General features: G+C 69.5%; 16 protein-coding genes. 13 read left to right on the top strand and 3 right to left on the bottom strand.

The features are described from left to right. Window positions 1-1,186 precede the first annotated feature (1,186 nt). Entirely contained in the window at window positions 1,187-1,957 is a 771-nt protein-coding gene (locus HNR73_RS27930; protein ID WP_221331173.1) for a hypothetical protein, read from the bottom strand. Window positions 1,958-2,200: 243 nt separating this feature from the next. On the opposite strand from HNR73_RS27930, the gene HNR73_RS27925 reads away from it, so the two are divergent. The 10 genes from HNR73_RS27925 (at window position 2,201) to HNR73_RS27880 (ending at window position 13,599) form a co-directional block, all read left to right on the top strand. Beyond that, on the top strand, window positions 2,201-2,476 hold the full coding sequence (locus tag HNR73_RS27925) for a hypothetical protein (RefSeq protein ID WP_184790620.1): 276 nt from the start codon (window positions 2,201-2,203) through the stop codon (window positions 2,474-2,476). Window positions 2,477-2,564: 88 nt separating this feature from the next. Then, complete coding sequence (locus HNR73_RS27920; protein WP_184790619.1) at window positions 2,565-2,927, top strand: hypothetical protein; 363 nt, start codon at window positions 2,565-2,567, stop codon at window positions 2,925-2,927. Then, window positions 2,924-6,373 carry an ATP-binding protein gene (locus tag HNR73_RS27915; RefSeq protein WP_239122180.1) on the top strand — a complete coding sequence of 1,150 codons (3,450 nt, stop codon included), beginning with the start codon at window positions 2,924-2,926 and terminating at the stop codon, window positions 6,371-6,373. Before HNR73_RS27920 ends, HNR73_RS27915 begins: the two co-directional genes overlap by 4 nt. Then, entirely contained in the window at window positions 6,351-8,162 is a 1,812-nt protein-coding gene (locus HNR73_RS27910) for an MFS transporter (protein ID WP_184790618.1), read from the top strand. The genes HNR73_RS27915 and HNR73_RS27910 overlap by 23 nt, the downstream gene beginning before the upstream one ends. Before the next feature lie 27 nt (window positions 8,163-8,189). Beyond that, window positions 8,190-8,726 (top strand): hypothetical protein, encoded by a 537-nt coding sequence (locus HNR73_RS27905; RefSeq protein ID WP_184790617.1) that lies wholly within the window; start codon window positions 8,190-8,192, stop codon window positions 8,724-8,726. Then, window positions 8,726-9,838 (top strand): M23 family metallopeptidase, encoded by a 1,113-nt coding sequence (locus HNR73_RS27900; protein ID WP_184790616.1) that lies wholly within the window; start codon window positions 8,726-8,728, stop codon window positions 9,836-9,838. Before HNR73_RS27905 ends, HNR73_RS27900 begins: the two co-directional genes overlap by 1 nt. Window positions 9,839-9,920: 82 nt before the next feature. After that, complete coding sequence (locus HNR73_RS27895; RefSeq protein ID WP_203686369.1) at window positions 9,921-10,808, top strand: alpha/beta fold hydrolase; 888 nt, start codon at window positions 9,921-9,923, stop codon at window positions 10,806-10,808. Between the two features lie 34 nt (window positions 10,809-10,842). Next, complete coding sequence (locus HNR73_RS27890; RefSeq protein ID WP_184790615.1) at window positions 10,843-11,730, top strand: DUF2268 domain-containing putative Zn-dependent protease; 888 nt, start codon at window positions 10,843-10,845, stop codon at window positions 11,728-11,730. An 89-nt stretch (window positions 11,731-11,819) separates the two neighbouring features. Beyond that, window positions 11,820-12,611 (top strand): CPBP family intramembrane glutamic endopeptidase, encoded by a 792-nt coding sequence (locus HNR73_RS27885; RefSeq protein WP_184790614.1) that lies wholly within the window; start codon window positions 11,820-11,822, stop codon window positions 12,609-12,611. 412 nt (window positions 12,612-13,023) lie between these two features. Continuing rightward, the gene (locus tag HNR73_RS27880; protein ID WP_184790613.1) at window positions 13,024-13,599 is read left to right on the top strand and encodes a hypothetical protein; all 576 of its coding nucleotides are present in this window, start codon (window positions 13,024-13,026) and stop codon (window positions 13,597-13,599) included. A 1-nt stretch (window position 13,600) separates the two neighbouring features. Here HNR73_RS27880 and HNR73_RS27875 read toward each other — a convergent pair whose 3' ends face one another. Next, complete coding sequence (locus HNR73_RS27875) at window positions 13,601-14,131, bottom strand: hypothetical protein (RefSeq protein ID WP_184790612.1); 531 nt, start codon at window positions 14,129-14,131, stop codon at window positions 13,601-13,603. A gap of 378 nt (window positions 14,132-14,509) precedes the next feature. On the opposite strand from HNR73_RS27875, the gene HNR73_RS27870 reads away from it, so the two are divergent. The 3 genes from HNR73_RS27870 (at window position 14,510) to HNR73_RS27860 (ending at window position 19,157) form a co-directional block, all read left to right on the top strand. Continuing rightward, entirely contained in the window at window positions 14,510-14,908 is a 399-nt protein-coding gene (locus HNR73_RS27870) for a hypothetical protein (protein WP_184790611.1), read from the top strand. 522 nt (window positions 14,909-15,430) lie between these two features. Then, a complete protein-coding gene (locus HNR73_RS27865; RefSeq protein WP_184790610.1) occupies window positions 15,431-17,269 on the top strand; it encodes a hypothetical protein in 1,839 nt (612 codons plus the stop codon). A 106-nt stretch (window positions 17,270-17,375) separates the two neighbouring features. Beyond that, complete coding sequence (locus tag HNR73_RS27860; RefSeq protein ID WP_184790609.1) at window positions 17,376-19,157, top strand: hypothetical protein; 1,782 nt, start codon at window positions 17,376-17,378, stop codon at window positions 19,155-19,157. Between the two features lie 120 nt (window positions 19,158-19,277). Here HNR73_RS27860 and HNR73_RS27855 read toward each other — a convergent pair whose 3' ends face one another. Beyond that, complete coding sequence (locus tag HNR73_RS27855) at window positions 19,278-19,883, bottom strand: hypothetical protein (protein ID WP_184789294.1); 606 nt, start codon at window positions 19,881-19,883, stop codon at window positions 19,278-19,280. Window positions 19,884-20,041: the final 158 nt, after the last annotated feature.

The raw sequence follows: 20,041 nt of genomic DNA, 5'->3' as shown, positions 1-20,041 counted from the left end.
ACCGCCACCGCCACCGCCACCGCCACCGCCACCGCCACCGCCACCGCCACCGCCACCGCCACCGCCACCGCCACCGCCACCGCCACCGCCACCGAAGAGCATCGCCGCTCTCGGCGAAATGTCGTACCCGCGCGTGATCCTTTTACCGGGGGCGTTTGGAGTTGCCTGCATATATGTCGGCGCGGCCCCTCCCCGCACCCCGCACCCCGCACCCCGCACCCCGCACCCCGCACCCCGCACCCCGCACCCCGCACCCCGCACCCCGCGATGGTGCATCGGTCTCTGCGGCGGCTTCTCGGCAGTCCGGTCGGGTTCTCTCCGGGCTCGCTCGTGTCCTTGCCCGCGCGTTCGCCTTTCCTCCTCTTCGCTCGCGTTCGGGACGCCTTGAGGGTCGCGGGCATCGCATCTCATCCCTTGGCTTCGCTCGCGTCCACACCTTCGTCTGGCTCGCTTCGCGGGGAGGGTCGGGTTCTGCCTTGGGTGGGCCTGAGCGGGGTGCCCGGCGTTGGTTGGGGTTCGTGCGTCCGTTCGCTTCGCTCCGAACGCCGCGGAACGCCAGACCCTGCCGCGTGCTCGCGCTCGCCCGGTGTCGTCTGGTCTGGTGCGCTGCTCCTCGGCCGTGCTCGGCCTGCGCCACGGTGGCCGCGACTACCCCGCCTCGCCCCATCCCGTCGGTGCACCGTCTCGTCTCGCGTGCTGGAGACGTCCCTGCGTGTCGCGGTTAGCCCCGGCCGGGGGCTCCGCCCCCCGCACCCCCGCTGGGAGGCTTCGCCCCCAGACCCCCACTCAGGGGCTCCGCCCCCGAGACCCCCGCTGGGGCTTCGCCCCAGACCCCACCAGGGACTCCGTCCCTGGACCCGGGACTCCGTGGGTCTCACCGTCCGTGCGAATCCCTACCGCCTCGCGGGGTTCCCCGCCGAGGCTGTGCGCTCGCTAACGCGAGGCCATGAGTCGTGTTCGCGCGTTCTCGCTTCGCTCGCGCGCTATCGCGTCCCACGCGGACGTCCACGCCCACGCCCCATCACGCCCGTACCCCGCACGGTTCCCCTACCTTCCACTCGCCACCCGAGGCCCCGGCTCGCATTCGCGCGTCCTCGCTTGGCTCGCGCGCTTCGCTCGCGCGCTTCCCACGCGCACCTCCCACCCGACCGCACCCCCCACGCGCCCGCGCCTCCCCCGCCCACCCCTACTCCATCGGCCACACCGAGATCTCGATCGACCCCGCCAGCCTCAGCGGCTCGCGCACCGACCCGTACGGCGCCAGCGCGAAGTCCACCAGCCTCACCAACCTCCGGCCCTCGTCCTCCGGGGTGTCGATGTCCACCACCAGCAGGTAGTTGCCGTCTCCGTCCTGGTAGACCCAGCCGGGTTCGGCGTCCGTGGGGACCGCCAGTTCTGGCTCGTCCCAGGGTCTGATGTGGTCGTGGCGGGGGGTCGCGTACGCGACCGGTTGTGTTGGGGGGGACGTATTGTGGGCCCCTGGGAGTGATCCGGAGTCGTTGGTGGCACCCGAGGTGGCAATGGTGGCAGGCTGGGCTGGTGGCGCAGCCATATTGTCACTGCGTGCTGCGATCATCGGAGGAGCTTCACCACGTGGCGTGATCGCGATGTACGCGGGAGATGGCGTTGAGATGAGGGCTTTAAGTTCGACCTGGGAGGCGAGTTTCGCGGCGATGCCCGTCGCGACCGCCGACACGAGTACGCCCGCGCCCGCCACACCCAAGGTCCACATGAGGCCTTCGGTCGGGACGAGGGTGGCGGCCAGTGCGCCGGCCGCTCCGGCGAAGAGGACGCCCGTCGTGATGCCGACGAGTGCCGGGCCCCGGCCCAGGCGTGGGCGGCGGGCCGACGGCCACTTCGCGGCGGCTCGGGCGATGCCCAACTGGACCGCCGACAGCCCGGTGAGAACTATCCCCACGACGATCAACGTGCCGGCCAGGATCACTGTCCGTTCCATCGGTGCACCTCCTCGGATACCGAGGCTATGCGATGAACACGGATCCCGCCCGTCGCGAAACTCCGAGCGGCCCCGATGCTCCACTCACGACACCTGGGCCACGTACAGTCCGATATACGACAGAGCGGTGATTGTGGAGCGTTTCGCCATGCGTAATGAAACCCATCGTCACGGCGGACCACCATATTGTGAGGTTCACGTGCAACTTGACCAGGAGCGAGAGACCAAGGGAGGCGCGTTCCGATGCTGAGGACGGCACTGCACGACATCGCGCCGATGCTCGCCGGGGCTGAGGCGGACATCAACACCAAGGGGGTCATCGACTTCTTCCTCAGCAAGATCGCCCCGATTCTGCTGGGCGTGCTGGGGCTCATCTTCATCGGCCGCGCGAACAAGGGAGAGATCTCCAAGGTCATGACCTCGTCGGCGATCGCGATCGTCGGCCTGGCCTTCATCGCCGGAGCGGTGACACTGGTGTTCCTCGGTGGAACGCTGGTCGACCTGTTCTTCACCGACTAGAAGGCGACGTGAAGGGCGCCCGCGAGGCGCCGGCGGGGGCCGCGTTTGGGAAGGACGCGGACCTTGGGAACGATGGCAGGAGTTGGCTTTGAGGCTACGTACGGACGATGACATCTATCGTGCGCGGCTGCTGTACCTGGGCCCGCCCGGATACACGCTGCCCATTCACCTGCCGTACGCCCAATATGGAGTGTTCGCGGCGTGTCTCGCCCTCTACATGTTCCTGTACTGGGTGTTCTTCCAGGACGTGAATCTCTTTCCAGCCTGGGAGATCGCGCTGGCCATGGTGACCACCTCGCTGATCTTCCGCAACGTCGATCCCGACCGCCCCGCGCGGGCGGTGCTGCGCACGGTCGTCACCGACTGGCGCTCCACCCGGGAACCGAACCAAGAACAGCGCGACCACCGCCTCGTCGCGCGTGCCGTGCGCATCCGTGAGGTTGTCCAGTGACCGAAGACCACCGTCCCGACGACCGTCACGAGCCCCGGTCCGAACCGGGCGCCAAGCGTGAGCCCGCGAGCCCCATCGCGGTGTTCCGGGCGTCGAAGAGGCCACGCGCGCAAGGCGAACAGGAGGACTCGCGGATCGCCGACGCCCTCGACGGCGAAGCCGCGCCGCAGCAGCCCGCCCCGCCGCGTCCGGCGGGGGCCGTGACGCCCCCTCCGCCGCCGCGTGAGCGCGCCAGACGGCCCGACTGGCCGACCGAGCCGCTGGACACCGCCATCGCCGACGCGGTCTTCGGGCCGCGCGTGCCGATGGTGAGCGAGGACCCGGTCTCGGCGCCGCCGCGCCCTCAGGAGCCACAGCAGCGGGCCACGCAGGCACCCCCGCCGGCCTCACCCGCACAGCGCCCGCCCGCGCCGCCCCGCGCGCCGCAGGAGCCGCCGCGCGGCCGGGACAACAGACAGCAGCAGCCCCCGCCGCCGCGGGAGACCCGGCAGGTCGCGCCTCCGCGCGCCCCGGAGCCGCCCGTCGCGCACCAGCGCGTCCAGGAACCCGCGCGGCAGGCTCCCCAGCAGCCCGCCCAGCCCGTCGCGCCGCCGCGTCCGCCGGTGATGAAGCCGCCGCCGCCCGGGCCGCCCGCCGAGCCCTTCGCCGCCGCTCCCCCGGTCGCGCCCGTCCCCGGGCGTGCGCTTGAGCCCGTGCAGCCGGCACGTCCGCCGGTCCCGCACCAGGACTACGACCCGCGCCTGCGGACCGCTCCGCCGGGGACGCGTCCGCCCGAGCCGCGGCCACTGTCCAAAAAGGAGCTGAAGCGCGCGGAGAAGGAGGCCTCGCGCAAGAAGCCCTTCCGGCAGGCGAAGCCGCCGCGCTTCAAGGACCGCAGCCCCGCGCAGGAGCTCGCGCTGACCGAGATCTCCGGGCACCTGACCTTCACGCCGATCTCGGTGACGGCCTGGTACCGGCTTCCCGAGGTGCGCTGGGCCTTCCGGCCCGACACCGAGCGGGAGGCGCTGATCTCGGCGATCGCCGAGCAGTACTCCGGCATGGCCGGATTCCGCCTGCATCTTCGTCGCACCAACAGACCCTTCCCCGCCGCAGAGTGGGCGCGGACGGTCGACCAGAACACCCACCGGCCGCTCCCCTCGGTGCCCGGCTCGACGAGCTGGGCCGACCACCTCGTCGCCGCCCAGCAGCACCTGCACGACATCGCGCACGCCGAAGGCCAGACCTACCTCGGCATCAGCTTCGCCCGCAGGACACTCGCCGACACCGTCGGCGAGCGCTTCAACCGCTTGCGCGGCAGGGGAACCCTGGATGTCGAACGCCGTCGTCTGGACCGGATGACCGAGCAGTTCGACGAGGTTCTGGGCGCCTACGGCGTTCGTGGGCGGCGGGTGACGCCGCATGAGCTGGAGTGGCTGATCTACCGTTCGGTCGCGCTGGGGGCGTCGCCGCCGGAGGAGTTGTCGCCGGTCTCGGACACCGGCTGGGCGCCGGGGGATCTGCTGGCGCTGACCGAGCAGATCGAGCGTTACCGGACGCCGTACGGGTCGACGGTCAAGCTCGTCAACCGGCTCACCGGGGAGGAGACGCACACCGCGATCCTGACGGTGGGGCGGATGGAGGAGCTGGAGATCCCCGAGCGGCATGAGCCGTGGCTGCATTTCCACGAGCGGCTGCCGTGGCCGATGGAGTTGTCGTCCAGAGTGGACGTTCTCGGTCCGGGTGAGGCCTTCCGCAACCTGGAGCACCGGCTGCGGATGATCCGGTCCCAGCAGCACGACTACGACGAGCACTCGATGGACGCGCCGCCGGAGCTGGAACGCCTGGCGCAGCGGGCTTTGGGCGTCGGCGACGAGATGACGACGGGACTGCCCACCGATGCCTCCCGGATCCACGGGTGGCACCGGATCGCGGTGTCGGCGCCTTCGCGCGAGGAGTGTCTGGAGCGCGCGCGGCGGCTGATGAAGATGTACAGCCGCGAGATGCGCATCTCCCTGCAGCATCCCAAGAACCAGGACTGGCTGGCCCGCGAGTTCATTCCGGGTGAGCCGATCGCCAACACGGGTTATGTGCGGCGGATGCCGGTCCGTCTGTTCGCGGCGGCGCTGCCGCAGGCGGCGTCCACTGTGGGCGATCGCCGCGGTGACCTTATCGGCCGTACGTCGGGCACGTGCCGTCGTCCGGTGTTCCTCGACCTGCACTTCCCCATGGAGGTAAGGGAGAGGTCGGGTCTGGCGGTCTTCGTCGCCGAGCCCGGCGGTGGTAAGTCCACATTGCTCGGTGCGCTCGGCTATCTCGCCGCGCGTCGTGGCGTGCAGGTGACCCTGCTCGACCCGTCGGGGCCGCTGGCGCGGCTGTGCGAGATGCCCGAGCTGAAGCCGTACGCGCGGGTCATCAACCTCACCGGCCAGCAGTCGGGCACGCTGGCCCCCTACGCGCTGATCCCGACGCCTCGCCGCGAACACTGGGGTGAGGGGCCGGAAGCCGACCGCGACTTCGAGATCGCGGTGTCCAACGCGCGCGCCGAGCGGCGCATGCTCGTCCAGGACATCTGCTCGATGCTCGTGCCGCCGCAGGTCGCCCGTGAGGCCAACACCGCACGGCTGCTGCGGCACGCCGCGCGCGCCGTCCCCGCCGAGGAGACCAGCACCCTCGAAGACATCGTCGACGTCCTCCAGGACGAGGGCGACGAAGGCGCAGAGCTCGCCGCGCTGCTGCTCGACACCGCCGAGATGCCCCTCGCCATGCTTTTCTTCGGCTCCCCGCCGCCCGACACCCTCGGCGACGAGGCCGCGCTCACCGTCATCACCATGGCCGGGCTTCGCCTGCCGGACCTGAAGATCGAGCGTGAGTACTGGTCGGCCGAAGAGGCTCTGGCGCTGCCGATGCTGCACACCGCGCACCGGCTCGCCGTCCGCCGCTGCTACGGCGGCGACATCAACCGCCGTAAACTCGTCGGCCTCGACGAGGCCCACTTCATGGAAGGCTGGCGCTCCGGGCGTTCCTTCCTCGTCCGGCTCGCGCGTGACTCCCGTAAGTGGAACCTCGCCGCGCTGGTCGCCTCCCAGAACCCGAAGGACATCCTCGGACTCGACGTCCAGAACCTGGTGTCCACCGTCTTCGTCGGCCGGATCGCCGAGGACGCCGAGATCGCACAGGAGGCCCTCCGCCTGCTGCGAGTCCCCACCGATGTCGGATACGAGCAGACCCTTGCCGCACTGTCCTCTGTGGACGCATCATCGGCGGAAAGGCTGCCGTACCGGGAGTTCATCATGCGCGACGTAGACGGCCGGGTCCAGCGGATCCGCGCCGACATCTCCTACGCCGCGCGCCTGCTGGAGTTCCTGGACACCACGCCAGGCGCTCCCGGACCGGCCGGTGGCGCCGCCACCGGAGGACCTCGTGCGAAGTCCATGGTGGAGGGTGATGGGAATGTGGCGCGTCGGTAAGGGCAAGCTCGCCGCCGCGGTGCTCGCGATGGGCGTCGCCGCGCTTGCGGTGATGTTCGTCCCGGGGAGTGCCGCGGCGGAGGAAGAGGACCCGAAGGACCCGAGCGGGGTCTGTGCTCTCTCGGAGTGGCAGACGAAGCCGGGCGCCTGCGCGGACAAGCTCACGCCGGTCCCCAAGGACGCCTGCAAGGAGGTTCCGGCACCCAGTTCGCCCGACTCGGGCCTCGCCGGCTGGTTCGCCAGCGATCCCTCGCTGCCGGACGAGTCGCGCGCGGGGATCTACAGCACCTACGGCTATGCCGGGTATCAGGAGCGCCTCTACGACATCGGTTGTCTCGGCGGGACTCCCGTCGACGGTTACACCGGCGCCAACAGCATCGCGGGCGGCGAGTTCATGATCGCCACCGGCATCACCGGTGCCGCGAACGCGCTGCGCGAGTGGGCCTGGCAGCCCGCCGACGCGTGGGGCTGGTCGGACAACCTCGTCGAGACCGCCACCCAGGCCGTCTACGAGAAGGTCTTCAGCATCTTCGGCATCATCACCGTGGGCGTCGTCGGGCTGTACCTGATCTGGCGTTCGCGGCAGGCCGAGATGTCCTCGGCGATGACGACGGTCGGGTGGGCCGTCTTCATCCTCGTGCTCGTCACCGCCGTGGCGAAGTGGCCGACGGAGTCGGCGAGCGTCGCCGACGGTGCCATGACCACGGCCCTGACCACGGTCAACAACGCCGTCGGGCCTCCGAGTGCCTGCGCCGACGGCGATGACGAGTGCCAGGACCTGCGTCCGGCCGCGGTCCGCGCGTCCGACACCGTCACCGAGAACCTGCTCTACCGCAACTGGCTGCGCTCGGTCCTCGGTTCGGCCGACAGCGACGCCGCGAAGTTCTACGGGCTGGCGCTGTACAACTCCTCGGCCTTCACCTGGGCCGAGATCGAGGCCGCGCGCAACGATCCGGCGATCCGGACGCAGTTGACCGAGCAGAAGGCCGCCCAGTGGCGCGCCATCGCCGGGGAGATCCAGCGGACCTATCCCGAGGAGTACGAGCACCTCCAGGGCGTCCGCAGCTGGGAACGCGTCGGTGCCGGCTTCCTGGCGATCCTGTCGGCCCTGCTCTTCGCGCTCTTCGACATCACCGCCAGCATCCTGATCATCCTCGGCTTCCTGCTGATCCGGTGGGCGATCATCGCCTTGCCGATCATCGGCACCATCGCGATCCTCAAGCCCGCGGGCGGTGGTTTCAAGCGGCTGATCAACATCGTGCTGTCGGCGATCATCAACGTCATCGTCTTCGGGGTGGCCGCGGCGGTCTACCTGTTCGCGGTGGATCAGATACTTTCCAGTGCCTTGGCGCCCTGGTTGCAGATCCTGCTGATCGCGCTGACCGGTGCGGCGGCGTGGATGCTGCTGCGCCCGTACCGGCGGATGCTCGCCCTCGGCGGCGGCGGTTCCATGTCGGAATCCTTCTGGGGCAAGAAGAAGAGCGAGGTCGACGTGACCATCAAGCACGTCGACAAGGACGGGAACCTCACCAGCAGGACCGCGATCGGTTCCCGCGAGACCCGTCCCGAGACCAGGGCCGAGGAATCGCGCGCCGATGCCTCCGAGGACACCGGTGCGAGCAGCTCCGCTCGTCCCGAGCTGCGTCGTGACCCGACCCCGACACCGCGTTCCGGGGGCGGTCCCGGTGTCTCGGTCTACCGGCCCTCCGGTGGACGCACGTCCTCGACCGTGACCAACTACGAGCCGGCGGACAGACCGCACAGTTACTCCGGCTCGCGCCCCGACTAGCCCGCCGGAACAGGATCAGGACCCCACATGCGCCGGTTCACCCGCCTGCTGTTCAGTCGCTACGGAATCGTGGGCGGCATCGTCCTGATCATCGTCGTGGTGCTCACCGTCAGCCGGCTCGTCAACGGGCCGGCCGACAGTGGCACGGCCGGGAACAACGGTGCCGCCGACACCCCGTCGGCGGTCCACGGGCCCGACGACGGGGTGTTCGAGTCGAGCGGATTGCCGACAGTCGGGCCGGAACCGTCGCTCGACCCGGAGGCCGACAACGTTCTGCGCGTCGCCGGGGACTTCGCGAAGAAATGGGCGGATCCGGGCAAAGACATGCAGGACTGGTTCGACGATCTGGCCCCTTTGTCCACTGAGGAGCTGAAAGCGCAGATCACCGGCGTCGACCCGATCTCGGTGCCGACCGACGAACTGATCGGCGAGCCCACCCTCGTGTCACGACGAGGCGAGCTCGCGGAGGTGACACAGAGCGCTGTCGGTGGCACACTGCGATTGAGCCTGGCCGTCACCAATGGACGGTGGCTGGTCAGCGGCGTCGACTGGGAGCGAGGCTGATGCTGACGGGATCCGGCCGCAGACGGGGTCGTGTCGTCGCCTGGGTGGCGAGCGCGACGGCCCTTCTACTGTGCTGCGCGGGAACGGTGGTCTACACGTTCTTCTCGGCTCAGCCGTCGCAGCCGGGGATCAACCTGATCGGTTGCGGCACCACGAATGCGATCAACGTCGAGGCGGACCTGCCGAAGGTGGGGAACCTCAACGACGAGCAGCGGCTGAACGCGGCGATCATCATCAAGGTCGGGCAGGAGAAGAAGATCCCGCCGCGCGGCTGGGTGATCGCGATCGCGACGGCGATGCAGGAGTCGACGCTGCACAACTACGGTCACCTCGGGGACCGCAACGACCACGACTCGCTCGGGTTGTTCCAGCAGCGGCCGAGCGCGGGCTGGGGTACGCCCGATCAGGTGCAGGATCCGTCGTACGCGGCGGGCCGCTTCTACGGCAAGCTCAAGACCATCGACGGCTGGGAGACGATGCCGTTGACCGTTGCGGCGCAACGGGTTCAGGTCTCGGCTTTCCCGAACGCGTACGCGAAGTGGGAGCCGCTGGCGACCGATGTCGTCAACACGCTCGCCGACGGCGCCGCGCGCTCGGTGGTCGGTGGGAACGCGGGCACCTGCGCCAATGCCGGTGAGATCTCGGCTTCGGGGTGGACGGCTCCGGTCAAGGAGGGGATCGTCTCGGGTTTCCGGACCGCCGAACGCCCCGACCACCACGGCGTCGACCTCGGTTCCCCGCGCGGGACGACGATTCACGCGGCCTCGGCCGGCGTGGTGTCGGTCGTGACGTGTAACGCCTCGACGCCCGGTGGCGCGCCCTATTCGTGCGATGTGGACGGTTCGCCGTCGATCATGGGCTGCGGCTGGTACGTCGAGATCACCCACGCCGCCGGTGTCGTCACCCGGTACTGCCACATGCAGGTCCAGCCGAGTGTGTTCGTCGGGCAGAACGTGACCGCGGGGCAGCCGATCGGGATCAGCGGCACCTCGGGCAACTCCTCAGGCCCGCACCTGCACTTCGAGGTGCATCTCAACAACGACACCAACAACACGGGTGCCGTGGACCCGGGCGTGTTCATGCAGCAGCGCGGGGCTCCGCTGGAGGGGTAGGCTTCGGGATCGGCTGGATGTTCACCATCACCGCCCGGCGCGACTGAGGTCGGTGGCGGGGAGAACCGGTAGCTTCGTCGTCGTGACGGTGACGGAGACCCGCGGCCTCGCTGCGATGACCGACGGGGCCCGCATCAGCTGGGTCGCCCTGGGCGACACCAGCCGCAGGCCGCCGGTGGTCATGCTCCACGGCGGACCGGGTCTCCCCGACTACCTGGGCGACGTCGCCCCCGCGATCGCCGATCTGGCACCGGTCTATCGCTACGACCAGCGCGGTACGGGCGGTTCCCCGTGGCGGGGCCGCCACACCTTCGCCAGGCACATCGACGACCTGGCCGAGCTCCTCGACGGCTGGGACGCGCCTTCCGTCGTCCTCATTGGACACTCCTACGGGACCAACCTGGCCGCCCGCTTCTGTCTGGCCCACCCCGGCCGGGTGGCCGCGCTGCTGCTGATGTGCGGGCCCTTCATCGGCGAGTGGCGCACGCAGGACCGGCACGAACGCCACCGCCGGATGTCGGCCGAGGAACGAGAGCGCCTCCGTCTCCTGACCGAAACACCGCGGCGCACGGAGGAAGAGGAGGTCGAGTACCTCACGCTGTCCTGGTTCACCGACCACGCCGATCTCACACGCGGCCGGCACTGGGCCGCACAAGGCGCGCGACACCAGCGCCCCATCAACTGGGACATGAACAGCCAGCTCGGCGCGGAAGGCCGCGCCGACCTCCTCGACCACCACCTCGACGCACTGCGCGAGCGCCTGCCCGCCCGGGTCGAGATCCTCGCGGGCGCCCAAGATCCCCGGCCGCTGTCGGCGCTCGAAGCACTCGCGCACCGGCTCGACGTCCCCCTGACCCGCATCGACGACGCCGGACACGAACCCTGGCTCGAACAACCCGAGATCACCCGCACCGCACTGCGCCGCTTCGTGCGAGGCGCGACGGCCGCCGATCCGCGGAACACGACTTGACCCTGACGCGACAGCAGGCTTTAACGTCCCCCGCATGACGATCACCGTCCTCGACACCCACACCGGCATGCACGCCGTCCTCACCGCCCTGCCCGCCGACCGCGAGCGCCTCCTGCGCGAGATGCTCGAACCCGCCAGGGGCCTGTACCGCTACTTCCCCGGCGAGGTCGACCTCGTCGCCTTCCACGGCCGCTCGGCCGGGTTCCCCTTCGACCGTGACGGGGAACGCTGCCTCGACGCCCTGGCGACCTTGGCCGAAGCCGAGGCCTGGCAACGGATCCAGCGAGCCCTTGACGACGCGCTCGCCGCGCAGACGGCGGCCGTCGGAGGTCTCGACGTCCCCGACATCACCGTCCTCCTCCTGCTCGGCGACCCCGGCGACGAGCTCTTCATGGGGCACTCCCTCGGCGTCACCGGCAACGGCAGCGTCACCGGCCACATCGCCATCACCCTGTGGCCGTCACCGGAGAACCTGGCACGGCTGGAGGCCACCGCCGTGCACGAGCTCAACCACAACCTCCGCTACCTGCCCGGCGGCGTCGTGTGGAACCCGGCGACCGTCGACGTCGGCGAGCACGTCGTCTCCGAAGGCCTCGCCGACGCCTTCGCGCGTTCGCTCCACGGCGACGACCTCGGCCGCACCCGCATCGGCGTTCCACACCTCCACGACGACGAGGTCTTCGCGAAGGTCGTCACCGGGCTCGGCGTGACGGGCATGCAGAACTTCGCGGCCTGGGTGCACGGCGACGTCATCGCCGCGGCTCACGGCGCCACCCCCGTCGGACTCCCGACCGGCGCCGGCTACTCCGCGGCGAACCGGATCGTCGACGCCTATCTCGCCGCGACGGGTAAATCGCCTGCGGAAGCCCTGCATGACGACAGCAAGACGATCATCGCGACCGCCCTCGAACAGGGCGGCTGACGCCACCGGGGCGGGTGCGCCACCCCGCCCCACACTGGTGTCAGTGTGGTGTCAGCGCGGTGTCCGCGCGCCCGGACAGCATCATCGACATGGAGACCACCCGCAAGTCCGGCCCGCTCGGCCGCCTGGCCGACAAGCTGCTCGCCGACCGCCATTCCCTTCCGCTGACGATCGCGCTGCACCTGATTCCCGGCGCCCTGATCGTCGCCGCCTACTTCCTCATCGCCGAGCCCTTCGTCAAGGCCATCGAGTACCCGATCTTCCTGGCCTGGTCGATCGCCCTGTGCATCGTCCTGTTCCCGCTCCTGGCGGGGCTCTACCTGATGGGCCGCCGCCGCAACGGCCGCTTCTCACTGCGTGGGGTGCTGCACTACACCGACAAACCGCTGCCGCGTGGGAAGGTCGTCAAGCTGGGCATCGCGGTGTTCCTGTGGATGCTCGTGCTGTCCTCGCTGGCGACGCCGCTCGACTCCTTTATGTTCGACCACTTCTTCACCTGGGTGCCGTACACCAACGCCGGCGGCAGCGCGACCACCTACATCAACGGGTACTCGCACTCGGTCGTGCTCACCACGATGGTCATCTCCCTGCCGCTGACCGGGATCTCGCTGCCGCTCATCGAGGAGCTCTACTTCCGGGGTTTCCTGCTGCCGCGCATGGCCCACCTGCGGGGAGCGGCTCCGGTGCTGAACACCGTCCTGTTCTCCGTCTACCACTTCTGGTCGCCGTGGGGGATCGTGTCGCGGGTGATCTTCTTCCTCCCGGGGCCGTGGCTCGTCTGGCGCAAGAAGGACATCCGGCTGTCGATCGCGATGCACGTCGGCGTGACGACGGTCCTGGCGACCCTCGGAGTCGCCGCAGTCGCGCTGAACCTCATCTGATCCCGTTCGCTCCGGCGGTGCCGTCCTTCGTGGACGGCACCGCCACTTCGTCGACTGTGGACGCATGATCGGACCCGGAAACCGCCCCTGTACAGGGATCTCGTGCATGCGCACGTGCGTTCGTCCCGGCATGCGGGCACTGAAAACCGCGTGGCCGCGAAGACTCCGCTTGCCTCTGAAACCTGCCTATGCTGTATTCACGCCCCAGAAAGACCGCATCCCGAAGACCCTCACGCATCGTCACGGGCCCCGCGATCATCACCTCATCGCGGAAAACCGGCGGCGAAGGCGCAAGTGTCCGAGGGTACGACAACTAAGTGAATACAGGCATCGGAATCGCCAACCGTACGGTTGACGTATCCTGCCCACCTGGGGCATCTGTCACTGTTCGTGGTCATGCGAGGATTGTCGGGTGCACGACGAGAAGTTCACCGTTCGCTCACCGATACCGCTGGTGCCCAGTCCCGCGGTGTCGGTCGACGAGCTGCGCGGCGAGCGCGTGATCGTCGGCAGCCCCGGTTCCGGCTGGCGTTACGACCTGCGCGCCGATGACAAGGTTTTCCGGGGCGATCAGGCCTTCGTCCCGATCCTCACCGAGGCCGACTTCTACCGGGCCGAGGACGAGGGCGTCGAGGTGTTCGCGCCCCTCGTGCCGATCGAGCGCGTGTGGATCGAGCAGCCCGGTTTCCCGGAGAACAAGATCATCCACGACATCGGGACGGTCCTCGACCGGCTCGTGCGCCTGGAGACCCCGCCGATCCGCCGGCCGATGCCGGCCAGCGAGGTCGCCGGACTCAACGGCCGCCGGCTGGCACAGTCCATTCCGGACGGTGAGCGGCGTGGTCTGCGCGCGGCCAGCGAACCCTACGAGGACCGCGGGGACATCTGCCTGCGGGTCTGCGAGGAGGCGGCCTGGTACCGCTGGTCGCGGACGGGCGAGACGCCGCGGACGGAGAAGGTGGAGATCCACCTGCTGTGGGTGGAGTAGGTCAGCTGCCGGACGGCGAGGGGACGAGCGTCATCGACGCCACGCACCAGCCGTCGTGGCGTTCGAGGTTCATCTGCCAGTCGACGGCGTCGGTGTAGCGCGGTCCCTGGTACTTCAAGGTGACGAGCATGGCGGTGCGGTCGCCGTCGGTCTGCCCTTGGCCGGGCTCCCATTTCCAGGTCACGTTGATGGCCCCGTAGGACGTCTCCAGGGACTTGCGGTCGTTGATCATGGTCTGCGCGTCGGGCGCACCGGCGACGTCGCAGGCGAACTCCCCGGCCGCGGCGGCGTCCTCGCGCGAGTAGACCTCGTTGAAGAAGGAGTCGACGGCCAGCGTCGGCGACTCGGCCGAGTTCGTGGGGCGCGCCTCCTCCTGGAGGATCGGGACCTGCATGACCAGCCAGCCCATCGCCCCCACCAGGATCCACAGCGCCACCCAGACGCCCGTGAGGAGCCCGACGCGCTTCCAGTTGCGCGGCGGGTCGACGTAGGGGTCGCCGGGGTCCACGGGGCGGGTCTCGGTGGCTATCACCCGCCCATACTCCCCCACCTCCCCACCCCTAGCGCAACCCGACACGTGCAGGTGTCCACACGGGACGGTGCCGGCGCGGGGCCGCGTCGGCTGGATTTCGGCGGGTCGCGGCCTACAGGGCGAGCCGGCACGTCCCCACTCAGGCCTTAAGCCCCTGTTGCGGCAACCGCCCGCGTCCTACATTCGTCCCTGCCCCACCGGACCTGTTCCACGCGCCGCCCAACTCGCGTGCGGCCCGAACCGAGTACGGATTTTCCGGTCTCGATGTCTGGTGGAGTACTCAAGTTCGGAACGACCCTCGCTTGCCAACACTCGTTGATGCGACTGTCGCACAGCATGTCCGTTACGGGCCGTCGTTCTTGTCCTAATCTGACGACCATGTTGTACATCGTCGACGTCCGTCTCCGCCAGCCGGCCGGAACGCCACCCCTCGACGCGCCCCAACAGCATGGGGTGGCCCGCATCCTCCAACCTCCCCTGCGGCGGTACCTCGACCGGGAACACCAGTTGCTCACCGAAAGACGGCCGCGTCCGCTGCTGCGCATCCGCCCGCACCCCAACGGCGTGCACCTGATGATGCACATCCACGCGCCTTCGCGCGCCGAGGCCGAGGACCGCGCCTGGGCGATCGCGACGCTCGCGGTGGCCGAGGGGATGCTGCTGCTGGACTGGCACATCTCGTGCAGCCGGGTGCAGCCGCGGCAGACACGCTCATGGCACTGCCCGACCCCGGATTTATGCCCGGCGGGGCATTCCACTGTGCAATTGATCGATTGACCCGCGGCTTTATCCGCGCATCCCCGGTGTGTCCGGGCGGAGTATTCCGTTGTTACTCGCGCGTCGCCCCCGGCACCGTTCGCGCTCCGAGCGCAGGCTAACGCTTGGTCCGTATTGGTCCAATATTTCTGACGCCTTCCCGACACTTTTCCTACCTGTGCGATCGAGAGCTCACCCACGGTCGCGTGAACACGAGACCGTCACGCGAGCCCACGGTTTCCGGCATTCCGCGGCGGCGGTTTCCCTTACCGGAGCGGCGATCCACCGCTCGAAGCGCGACATCGTCGCCGCCCGGAACGGTCCCCCCGCGCTTTTCAACGAGCCTTTCTCCATATGGTTACCGACCGTGCTGTGTCGCAGCCGTTTCCGTCACAATCGTTCGACTGCAAGTTGCATTCGGAGGTCACAAGATCGCAACGGAGAAATGTGTTAGCCCAGCTCAATACGTGGAAGCCCGTCATATCCATCGAACAACGGCTATCGCGGACGCGGAACACGCTCGGCGCCCGTTACGGTATGGGAATGCGTTATCCGGTCGAGGTGCGGTTGTCACAACCCCAGGCGCGCCCACGCATGGACTCGTTGCAGCAGGTCGGCGCCGAATCCCTGTTGCGCCTCAACCTGTGGCAACTCATGACGACCGAAGGCCTGACCGGCAAGGGCACCGAAGCCGAACTGCACATCACCGACCTCCACGTGTGCACCAAGCCCGGTGGCGCGCACGTCATCGTCCCGCTCGACGCGATCAACCTCGCCGAGGCCGAGCGCGCCACCGCGACGATGGTCCGGCACACCCTCGACTCCTCGGTCCTGCTCGCCGACTGGCGCATCGCCCACTGCGGCGTGAAACTCGACGAGTCGCTGCTCGGCGACACCCCCGAGCGCGCCGAGTGCGCCACGAGCCCGCTGAGCGTCGAGCCCGCGCCGCCCGAGCGCCCGCCGACACCGCCGGACGTGATGCGCGAGCGCCTGCTGCTGGCCTCCCTGCGTCCGTCGCCGTTTCCCCTGCGCGCCTTCGGATACGACCCCGAGGCGGCGCCCGGGGACAGCACCGACGAGCTCACCGCCCGGCTCGCCGCCGGAGCCGTGCAGGACATCGCCTTCCGCGCCACCCGGCACGTCCTGCGCGACCATCGCTCGCTGAGCCTGAGCCGCCTCGCCGACATCGACGAGATGGGCGTCTACGGGCTACTCCCGCCCGCCTACCGGCGCCGCTACGACGCGTCCTTCAGCAACTGGATGCTCATCACCGTCGTCGACATGGCCGCGCGCCTGGGCCGTCCCGGCTGGACGCCGCCGGCCAACATCGCCGAGGCCCTCGCGCTGCACATCATCATCACGACGGCCGAGCGCAAGATCCTGCACGAGAAGCTCGCCGCCGAGGCCCGTATCGCGCCCGCCTTCGTCGCGCTGCGCGCCTACGCCTTCGACAACGACCACCACGAGCGGCTCTACACCGCGAGCGAGGACGCGGGGCTCGACCCGGTCTTCGAGCACATGGACTTCGCGCCGGGCGGCCTGGTCAGCTGGTTCGCACCCGGCAAGCACGGGCACCCGTACTTCATCGCCCAGCTCGGCGACCGCCCCACGGTCTTCGACGAGGCCGCGGCCCTCGGCGCCGACGACGCCGCCGCGCAACTGCGCGCCGAACTCGGCCTCGATCCCCAGAACCTCTTCACCGTCACCGACCTGGCCGCCGTCGGCATCGTCGAGGGGACCTGGCAGGCGACGTCCCCGGCGGTGCAGCCGGAGGTGCCGATCAGCAAGGGCGACCTGTGGCGGGTCCTGTGCTACCACCGGCATTCGGCGCAGCGCTGGTTCCGCAGCTGGTGCGCGAAACTCGGCCTCGACGAGAACTCCACCATCGACGACCTCGCCGACGCCCACGGCGGCGACCTCCGCGAGCCCCTGCAGGCCTTCGGCGGGTGGCTCACCGACCCGACCAGGTCTCTCCCCAGTGGACACACCGTCGGGCAGCTCGCCGGCACCCAGCACGGCGTCTTCTGCGACATCGTGGCGCACAACCTCTCCACGATCGTGGAGTACAACAAGGCCGGCGGTCTGCGCCAGGGCCTGCTCATCGCCGCGGCCCGCGGCGGCCTTTCCAGTACCCGCTACGGGACGCCCGGCTGGCCGTCCACTGTGGAGCTCGTCGCGCCGATGCTGACCGAGCCCAACCATCCCGACTGGGGACCGCACGCCGCCGCGCACGGCGGGATCGCCGCGCTGCTGCCGGTCTACGCCGGAGACGAGTTCAGCGAGGTCCGCGACACCCTCACCGCCAAGCCCTGGCGGGTCGACTCGGCGACCGCCGACTGTGTGGTCACCGCGCTGCTCACGAAGCTGACCGCCTCGCACTGAAGCGATTCAGCGGTCAAGGGGTGCGCCACCGCGACGGGCGTCACGCAACGGCCACCCGGAGCGTTAGACAGGGTGTCCGCCGCAGCGACTCGAAGGACGTGGCGCCATGGACTACGCCCTGCACGTGCACCTCTCCCCGCCGGACGGCCGCGCCCGCCTGACCGCCCTCGAATGCGAAGGGGCGCACCGTCTCCTGCGCGAAGGCCTGGAGCGTTTCCTGGCCGACGGCCAGGCCCCGCCCGGCGCGCTGGAGATCAGCGTCGAGCCCTACGTCACGCACATCGACGTCCGCCTGCCCGCGGGATCCCTCGCGGCGGCCGAATCGAGCCTTCAGCGCGGTGTCGCGCTCACTCTCGAACGCTCCCGTCTGCTGACCGACTGGCGTGTCACGGGCTGCGAGGTCACCCTCGACCCGGAGCTCTTCGGCGACGACGCGCCCTTCGCCGACGAGGACGACGAGGACTTCGAGGCCGAGCAGTACCCGGCCTACGTCACCGACGGCCCGGCCTCGCGGCTGCGCGCCGAGGCCGCGAAGGTGACCGCCTTCGGACCCGAGTTCTTCGGCGCCGGAACCGATCCCGAGGACGCCGCCATCGTCGCCGGAGCGCTCATCCGCTCCGCCGAGCTGTTCATCGACATCCTCTGCGAGGACCTGGCGCTGCTGGTGCGCGCCGGGCGCCGCCCCGTCGACGTCTCCCAGCTCTATATCCTGTCGCTGCTGCCACCGCGCTACCGGCACCGCTACGACCTGGAGTTCGCGCGTTCCTTCCTGGCTGCGGCGATGAAGGCCACCGACCGGCTCGCCGCGCCCGAGTGGACCCCGCCAGGCTCGCTCGCCGAGGCGCTCGCGCTCAGCCTCATCATCGAGAGCAGCGAGGAGGCGATCCGTCCACTGGACACGGTCGACTTCGCCGACCTGCGGCCGCTGCTGGCGACGCTGCGGTTCCGGCTGTTGTCGGATCTGGACCACGAGACGCTCTACGAGGTCCCCGAAGGCCACGACGGGGACCCGGTCTTCGCGCACCTGCGGCTCAGCAACGGCGTCCGCGACTGGTTCGCGCCCCGCGGCGCCGGAACGGTGCACCCGTACCGGCAACAGCCCGACGCCTACGTCCCGCACGACCACGACGCCGAGTGCGCACCGCCCGAGGACGAGGTTCGCCGGGTGCTCACCGAAAAGGTCGGCGTCGACCCGGAGCGACTGTCCGATGTGCTCAATCTGGCCGCGATCGGCCTGACCGACGCGATGTGGACGCACGGGCCGGTCATGCGCTGGTTCGCCCAGCGCCGCCTCACCGACGGGGAACTGCTGCGCACCACCATGCACACCGCGCACCATGTTCGCGAGGCCCTGCACGGCTGGCGGGCGGAACTGGGGCTGTCCCGGACGGCCGGCACGGCGCGATTGGCGCGGCTGGCTCCGGAGGCGAGCCGCTTCGTGTCCCGGATCGGTTGCTGGCTCACCGATCCCGAGCGTCTGCTGTCCACAGGGGAGCGTTTGGGCGCGCTGGCGGGTGCCGACCACGACGAGGCCGTCGATCACGCGGCGAGCGTCCTCGGCGGCTTCCTGCGGCAGGTCGAGGAGCTGGGTCTGGCGCGGACGCTGCTGACGACGGCGATGCAGTCCGGGCTGACCCGCTACCACTGGTGGGGGGCGCCGGGCTGGCCGGAACAGGTCGACCGGATCATCGCGCTGGTCGGCGATCCCGGCCGCCGCGAATGGGGTCCCGACGGGCGACTCACGTCGGGTCTGCCGCCTCGTCCGTCGCTTCTGGACAGTGAGGTGACGCGGGTGGCGCTGCTGCACCGGCCCTGGACGCTGGGGCCCGAGGCGGCCGAGTGGTGCGCCCGTGCCGCGCACCTGGCGGACCCTGAATTCGGTGCGTAGACGGCGATGTGGCGGGCGCCCGAGCTGATCTCTCAGACCGGACGCCCGCCGCCCCCTGCCCTGTCGGTGTGTTCGTCACTCCCCAGGGACGTTCGTGTTCAGCGAAGCGAAGAGCGTGCCTTAGCTGGCGTAGGGGTTGATCGGGGTGCCGGGGGTGGCGCCGGGGCCGTCGGCCACCGAGGCGTCACCGTAGGTCACGGTGTCGATCGAACCATCGAGGTTGCCGTCGGTCAGGGTCGCATCGGCGATCCCGTCCTCATCAGAGTCGAGAACGACCTCATCGACCAGCCCGTCACCATTGCTGTCAGCGGCGAAGGTGTCCATCGCACCATCGGCATCGGCATCGGTGGCCACCGCGTCGACGAACCCGTCACCATCGGTGTCCTGCGCGACCTGATCCACCACGCCGTCACCATTGAAGTCCGAGACCACGGTGTCGATGTAACCATCACCGTTCTGGTCCAGAGCCTCCGAATCGATCGTCCCGTCACCATCGGCGTCGACGTACAGGTTGTCGTAGTCACCGTCATTGTCGGCGTCCACGGCCACACCCTCGGCGTCCCCATCACCATCGGTGTCGATCAACGTCTCGGAGTGATCACCGTAATCAGCCGTGATCGTCTCATCGGCCACACCATCGGCGTTGAGGTCGATCGCCTCATCGAACGTCGCATCGTACTCAGTGCCATCGGCGGTGTCGGTGTCCGGCGAGTCGAAGTCACTCATATCCAAGCCCTCCCATGAGGCGTTGCACTCTCTTGCTTGCTGATGACATTGACACTATGGGAATCCGAGCCGGCTTTAATCCCGGTAACGTGCCACCGTCGCCCATCGCACGCGGACCCGGGATGGGCGGTCCGTAGTCGTATGATCACGACACGGAC

The sequence above is a fragment of the Phytomonospora endophytica genome, assembly GCF_014202425.1.
GTDB classification, from domain to species: domain Bacteria; phylum Actinomycetota; class Actinomycetes; order Mycobacteriales; family Micromonosporaceae; genus Phytomonospora; species Phytomonospora endophytica.
This window is presented reverse-complemented; position numbering and strand designations above follow the sequence as displayed.

What these genes read in the sequence shown, in the direction of transcription:
- HNR73_RS27930 (WP_221331173.1), bottom strand. Translation starts at nt 1,957, where the DNA reads ATGGAACGGACAGTGATCCTGGCCGGCACGTTGATCGTCGTGGGGATA.
- HNR73_RS27925 (WP_184790620.1), top strand. Translation starts at nt 2,201, where the DNA reads ATGCTGAGGACGGCACTGCACGACATCGCGCCGATGCTCGCCGGGGCT.
- HNR73_RS27910 (WP_184790618.1), top strand. Translation starts at nt 6,351, where the DNA reads ATGGGAATGTGGCGCGTCGGTAAGGGCAAGCTCGCCGCCGCGGTGCTC.
- HNR73_RS27905 (WP_184790617.1), top strand. Translation starts at nt 8,190, where the DNA reads ATGCGCCGGTTCACCCGCCTGCTGTTCAGTCGCTACGGAATCGTGGGC.
- HNR73_RS27900 (WP_184790616.1), top strand. Translation starts at nt 8,726, where the DNA reads ATGCTGACGGGATCCGGCCGCAGACGGGGTCGTGTCGTCGCCTGGGTG.
- HNR73_RS27890 (WP_184790615.1), top strand. Translation starts at nt 10,843, where the DNA reads ATGACGATCACCGTCCTCGACACCCACACCGGCATGCACGCCGTCCTC.
- HNR73_RS27885 (WP_184790614.1), top strand. Translation starts at nt 11,820, where the DNA reads ATGGAGACCACCCGCAAGTCCGGCCCGCTCGGCCGCCTGGCCGACAAG.
- HNR73_RS27870 (WP_184790611.1), top strand. Translation starts at nt 14,510, where the DNA reads ATGTTGTACATCGTCGACGTCCGTCTCCGCCAGCCGGCCGGAACGCCA.
- HNR73_RS27865 (WP_184790610.1), top strand. Translation starts at nt 15,431, where the DNA reads ATGCGTTATCCGGTCGAGGTGCGGTTGTCACAACCCCAGGCGCGCCCA.
- HNR73_RS27860 (WP_184790609.1), top strand. Translation starts at nt 17,376, where the DNA reads ATGGACTACGCCCTGCACGTGCACCTCTCCCCGCCGGACGGCCGCGCC.
- HNR73_RS27855 (WP_184789294.1), bottom strand. Translation starts at nt 19,883, where the DNA reads ATGAGTGACTTCGACTCGCCGGACACCGACACCGCCGATGGCACTGAG.